The sequence below is a fragment of the Streptomyces anatolicus genome, assembly GCF_019400875.1.
GTDB lineage: Bacteria > Actinomycetota > Actinomycetes > Streptomycetales > Streptomycetaceae > Streptomyces > Streptomyces anatolicus.
On the sequence record NZ_WMBF01000433.1, the window covers coordinates 1 to 5,430 of the forward strand.

Annotated in this window: 5 protein-coding genes; all 5 read left to right on the forward strand. The window is 75.7% G+C overall.

Annotated features, from left to right (window positions below; genetic code table 11):
- Positions 1–1,753, forward strand: a 1,753-nt coding sequence (locus tag GKQ77_RS26760) for an FUSC family protein (RefSeq protein WP_372459991.1), incomplete at its 5' end; no start/stop codon positions are given.
- On the forward strand, positions 1,750–2,286 hold the full coding sequence (locus GKQ77_RS26765; protein WP_219691500.1) for a MarR family winged helix-turn-helix transcriptional regulator: 537 nt from the start codon (positions 1,750–1,752) through the stop codon (positions 2,284–2,286). The genes GKQ77_RS26760 and GKQ77_RS26765, both read left to right, overlap by 4 nt.
- Positions 2,287–2,492: 206 nt before the next feature.
- Entirely contained in the window at positions 2,493–3,707 is a 1,215-nt protein-coding gene (locus tag GKQ77_RS26770; protein ID WP_219691501.1) for a M20 family metallopeptidase, read from the forward strand.
- Positions 3,704–4,234 carry an aldehyde dehydrogenase family protein gene (locus GKQ77_RS33995; protein WP_308117803.1) on the forward strand — a complete coding sequence of 177 codons (531 nt, stop codon included), beginning with the start codon at positions 3,704–3,706 and terminating at the stop codon, positions 4,232–4,234. Before GKQ77_RS26770 ends, GKQ77_RS33995 begins: the two co-directional genes overlap by 4 nt.
- A complete protein-coding gene (locus GKQ77_RS26775) occupies positions 4,150–5,148 on the forward strand; it encodes an aldehyde dehydrogenase family protein (protein ID WP_308117804.1) in 999 nt (332 codons plus the stop codon). Before GKQ77_RS33995 ends, GKQ77_RS26775 begins: the two co-directional genes overlap by 85 nt.
- Positions 5,149–5,430: the final 282 nt, after the last annotated feature.

Consider the following 5,430-nt stretch of genomic DNA (forward strand, 5'->3'; position numbering starts at 1 on the left):
GAGCAGTACGCCGTCGCCCCCGCATACGTCCGCCCGTCCCACCCGTCCCGTCCGGCTCCCGCTCGCCGGGGTGCTGCGCCCGGGCAAGCCCTCGGACATCTGGTTCAAGCCCGCGTGCAGCGTGGTCGTGGCCACGGCGATACCGAACCTGACACTGCTGGCCCTCGGCCGGCTCGACCTCGTGATGTACACGATGGCCGGTTCGTTCTGCGCCCTGTACGCCCACAACCTCCCGTACGCCGCCCGGGCGCGCGCCCTCGCCTGGGTCGTCGCCGGGATGTCGGCGAGCGTGGCCGTCGCGCTCGTCACGGCCTCGCTGACCGGCTCCGCCGCCGTCCTCGTCGCCCTCGGCGCGCTGCTCGCCGCCGCCCAGAAGACGCTGTGCGACGCGACCCGCATCGGGCCACCCGGCCATCTGATCTTCACCTTCATCAGCTCGGCCACCCTCTTCGCCCCGCAGGGCCTCGGGCAGGTCCCGGGGCACCTCGCGCTCACCCTCGCCGGAGGGGCCGTGGCCTGGCTCGTCGGCATGGCGCCCGCGCTCGTACGGCCGCACGGGCCCGAGCGCCGGGCCACCGCGCGAGCCCTGGCCGCGGTCGCCGCGTACGCCGAGACCGCCATCGCCGAGGGTGCCGGGGCCGCCGATGGACCCGAGGCCACGGACGCCGGGCCCGCCGCCGAGCGGGCCCGCGCCGCCGCGGCCGGGGCCGTGCACGCCGCCTGGCAGTCGCTGCTCGCCACCGGCGCGAAAACCGTCGAGGCCCGGCGCGCCCTGGCCCGCCTCGTCATCCGCGCCGAAGAGGCCCTGGCCGCGCCCACCGCCGCCGACCCCGCGGCGCTGCGTTCCTGGGCCGCCGGGCTGCGCGGCACCGGCGCGGTCCCGCGTCCCGGCGGCGTACGCCCCGGCGAGCGCGACGAACTCCTCGGAGTCGCCGCGGAACTCGCCGGGCCCAAGGTGCCGCTGTGGCGCCGGTTCGCGCCGGGCTCCCCGCTGCTGCCCCTCGCGCTGCGCACCGCCGTGGGCTGCGCGCTCGCCGGATACGGGTCGCTCGCGCTGGGCGTCGGCCGCCCCTACTGGGCCCTGGTCACCGCCGCCTCCCTCTACCAGGCCAACGTGACGCTCACCTGGAACCGGGGCGTGCAGCGCGTGGTCGGCAACCTCGTCGGCGTGCTCGCCTTCGCCGCCATCGCCCCGTTCGCCCACCTCGGCCACGCGGAGCTGATCGTGAGCTGCCTCGCCCTCGCCTTCGGCGCGGAGGCGCTGATCAGCCGGAACTACTGGCTCGGCACCGTGTGCGTGACGCCGATGGCGCTGCTCGTCACCGAGTTCGCGCGGTTCCAGCAGCCCGGCGAGCTGATCCTCGACCGCGTCGTGGACACCCTCGTCGGAGCCGTCCTCGGCGTCGCGGCCGCCGTCCTCGTCACCAACCGGCGCGCCGCCGACCAGATCGAACAGGCCGTCGAGGCCGTGGACCGGGCCAGGGAGCGGGCCGAGGCCGGTCTCGCCCGGGCGGGCACGGTCGAACCCGCGCGGCGCGGGCTCACCGCCGCCCTCGTCGAACTGCGCGCCGCCGCCGACGCGGCTGCGGGGGAGTGGTGGCCGCGCGCCCTGCCGGAACAGCGGGTGATCGCGGCCGAACGCGCCGGACACCGTACGCTCGCGGCGACGGTCCGACGACAGAACGACGAGAACGGTCAGGGGACGCGGCACCGCGCGGAGGCCGCCGACGCCTGGGAGGGCGCACGAGCATGAGAGCAGAGAACGGTCCGGTGGCGGGCCTCGGTGGGGACACCGTGGCCGCGGTGGTGCGGCAGTGGCAGGCGGTGCGCCCCGACATCGACACCGGGCCGATGGAGGTGATCGGCCGCATCAACCGCTGCGCGGCCCTCCTCCAGCAGGCCGAGGACGCCCCGCTGCGCCGGGCGGGCCTGACCCGCGCCGAGTTCGACCTGCTCGGCGCGTTGCGCCGCACGGGGCACGAACTGACGCCGGGGGAGCTGGCCCGCGAGACCTTCTCCTCGGGCGCCGCGGTCACCAAGCGCCTCAAGCAGCTCCAGGAGCGGGAACTGGTCGACCGCAGGGCCGACGCGAGGGACCGCAGGGTCGCCCACGTCCGGCTCACCGAAGCGGGCCGCGACCTGGTCGACAGGATCCTTCCGCAACAACTCGCGTACGAGACGGTGGTCCTGTCCGTCCTGGACGCCGACGACCAGGGCCAACTGAGTGGCCTCCTGGGCGATCTGCTGACCCAACTGGAGGGCCGCCTCGGCGTACGGAGAAGCTGACCCGGGGGCGCAGTGCCCCCGGCGGGCATGCCCCCGCCACGGTGGCTTGATAGGCGCGGGCCGACCAAGATCCGACGGTTGACCCCAGGCTGAACGCGCGGGCAGAGTACGGGCACTCAACTGGTCTGACCAGCTGACCGGGCGACGCGCCCCGCGCGGCGCCGACGGTCGATCACGCGGTCAGCCGGACGACTTGGAGGTTCTCCATGGCCACCGCACCCCCGACCGTCCCCGCCGTCGACACCGATGCCGCCCTCGCCCTCACCCAGGATCTGGTACGGCTGCGCACGGTCAACGCCGCCGGCGCCACCGAGGTCGAACAGCCCGCCGCCCTCCTCGTCCAGCGCCTCTTCGACACGTTCGGATGGACGTACGACGTCGTGGAGGTCGCCCCCGGACGGCCCAACACCGTCGCCGTCGTCGAGGGCGGGGGCGGCGACGGGCCGACCCTGATGTTCGAGGGGCACATCGACGTCGTCACCGAGGGCGACCCGGCCGACTGGAGCGTCGACCCGTACGGGGCGCTGATCCGCGACGGCAGGCTCTGGGGACGCGGCGCCGCCGACATGAAGTCCGGCGTCGCCGCCATGATCTACGCGGTACGCGCCCTCCAGCTCGCCGGGCCCTTCCCCGGCCGGATCGTCGTGGGCGTGCTCTGCGACGAGGAAGGACTGATGCTCGGCGCGAAGGCGTTCGCCGCGTCGCCGCTCGCGCGGTCCGTGGACGCCGTCATCGTCTGCGAACCCGAGGGGTACGAGGTGTGCACCTCCGCCCGCGGCGGCATCCGGCTCCGCATCGACCTGCACGGCGTCATGGCGCACGGCGCGATGCCGCAGGAGGCGAGGAGCCCGATCGTGGCGGGCGCCCGCGTCGTCGACGCGCTCGCGGACGTCCAGGCGTGGGCGCGGGAGCGCTACGGCGCCCATCCGCACGCGGGCCGCGTGACCGTCACGCCGACCGTGCTGCTCGGCGGCGACCCCGACCAGCTCAACGTCATCCCCGCGCACGGCGTCGTCGGCGTCGACGTACGCACCATTCCCGGCACCGACCACGCCGAACTCATCGGCCGCGTACGGGAATCGGCGCGCGCCGCGGCCGCCACGGCCGGTGTGGACATCGCCCTGACCGTCGTCGACGACCGGCCCGCCGTCGAGATCGCCGAGGACCACCCCGTGGTCAGCGCGCTGGTGGCCGGGCACCGCCAGGTCCACGGCGCGGCGCCACCGTTCGGCGCCGTACCCGGCACCACGGACGGCACGATCCTCACCCGCGACGCCGGTCTTCCCACCGTCGTCTACGGCCCCGGTGGCAAGTGGATCGCGCACCAGAAGGACGAGTACGTCGAGGTGCGCGAGATCGGCGAGTACACGCGCGTGTACGCGGCCGCGGCCCACGCCTTCCTCACCGGGGGCGCCCGGTGACGACGTACACCCTTCCCCCGGACGGACTGCCCGTAGGGGACTCCTGGGTCCCCGCGCCCGGCCGCCGGGCCGTCACCTTCCCCTACGACGGCAGCGAGTTCGCGTACGCGCCCGTCGGCGACACGGCGCTCGCCCGGCAGGCGGTCGAGCACGCGGCCGGGCTGCGCAGGACGGTCGGCGCGCTGCCCTCCCACACCCGGCGGCAGGTGCTCGCCGACGTCGCGGCGGCGCTCGGCGACGAGCTGCCCGGCCTTGTGGACCTGCTGGTCCTGGAGACCGGCAAGCCGCGCGTGGACTGCGACATCGAGATGCTGCGGACCGTCGCCACCTGGCAGGCCGCCGCCGACGAGGTCGCCCATCTGCACGGCGAGACCGTGCCGTTGGACGTCCAGCCGTCCGGCGAAGGGCTTTCGGGTTCTGGACGCGGCGGCCCGTCGGCGTCGTGGTCGGCATCGCGGGCTTCAACTACCCCCTGCTGCTGGCCTCCCACAAGATCGCCCCCGCGCTCGCCGCGGGCTGCCCGGTGATCGTCAAACCGGCCCCCTCGACCCCGCTGGCCACCCTGCGGCTCGTCCACCTCGTCCGCGAACGCCTCGCCGCGGCGGCCGCGCCCGTCGGAGCGGTCCAACTGGTCACCGGGGGCGCGGAGGTGGGCCGCACCCTCACCACCCACCCCGGCGTCGCGGCGGTCTCCTTCACCGGCTCGGCGGCCGTCGGCCACCGCATCGCCCGCGACGCCGCGCCCCGCAAGGTCGTCCTGGAGCTGGGCTCCAACGCCGCGCTCGTCGTGGCCGCGGACGCCGATCTCGACGCGGCGGCGGACGCGGTGGTGCGCGGCGGGTACTACGCGTCCGGGCAGGCCTGCGTCTCCGTGCAGCGGGTCGTCGCCGTCGACGCGGTCGCCGATGCCCTGGAGAGGAAGCTCGCGGAGCGGCTGCGGGCGGTGGTCGTGGGCGACCCGCGCGATCCGGCCACCCGGGTCTCCGCCCTCATCGACGAGGCGGCCACCGAGCGGGTCGCCGACTGGATCCGGCGGGCGCGGGCGGCGGGCGCCCGGGTGGTCGCCGGGGGCACGCGGGAGGGCCGCTGCCTCACGCCGACGCTGCTCGCGGACGTGCCGGACGGGGAGCCGGCCTGGGACGAGGAGATCTTCGGCCCGGTGGTCTGCCTGCGTGCGGTGCCGGATCTGGAGACGGCGTACGACGTCGTCAACGCGAGCCGCTACGGCCTGCACGCGGCGGTCTTCACCCGCGACCTGGGCGCCGCCTTCCGGGCGGTGGAGGAGCTGGAGGCGGGCGGCGTCGTGATCAACGAAGTCCCCGGCTACCGCAGCGACATCGCCCCCTACGGAGGGGTGAAGGCCTCGGGCGTCGGCCGCGAGGGCCCACGCTTCGCGATCGAGGAACTGACGGTGACCCGAATGACAGTCGTCCGCCCCTGAGCACCCGCCTCCGTGCGCCCGTCCTCGAGCAGCGGGCCTCGCGCGTCCGGTTCCGCGCGTCCGGTTTCGCGCGTCCGGTTTCGCGCGTCCGGTTCCGCGGGTCCGGCCTCGTGCGTTCGCCCCGCGCACCACGCCCCGTGCATCGGGCCCCGTACGTCCGACCCTGCGCATGGGGCCCCGTGCGTCTGGCCCTGTGTGTCTGGCCCTGTGCGTTTGGACCGTACGTCCGGCCCCGCGCGTCCGGCCCTCCGCGCGTCCGCCCCCGCGCATCCGGCCCCGAGC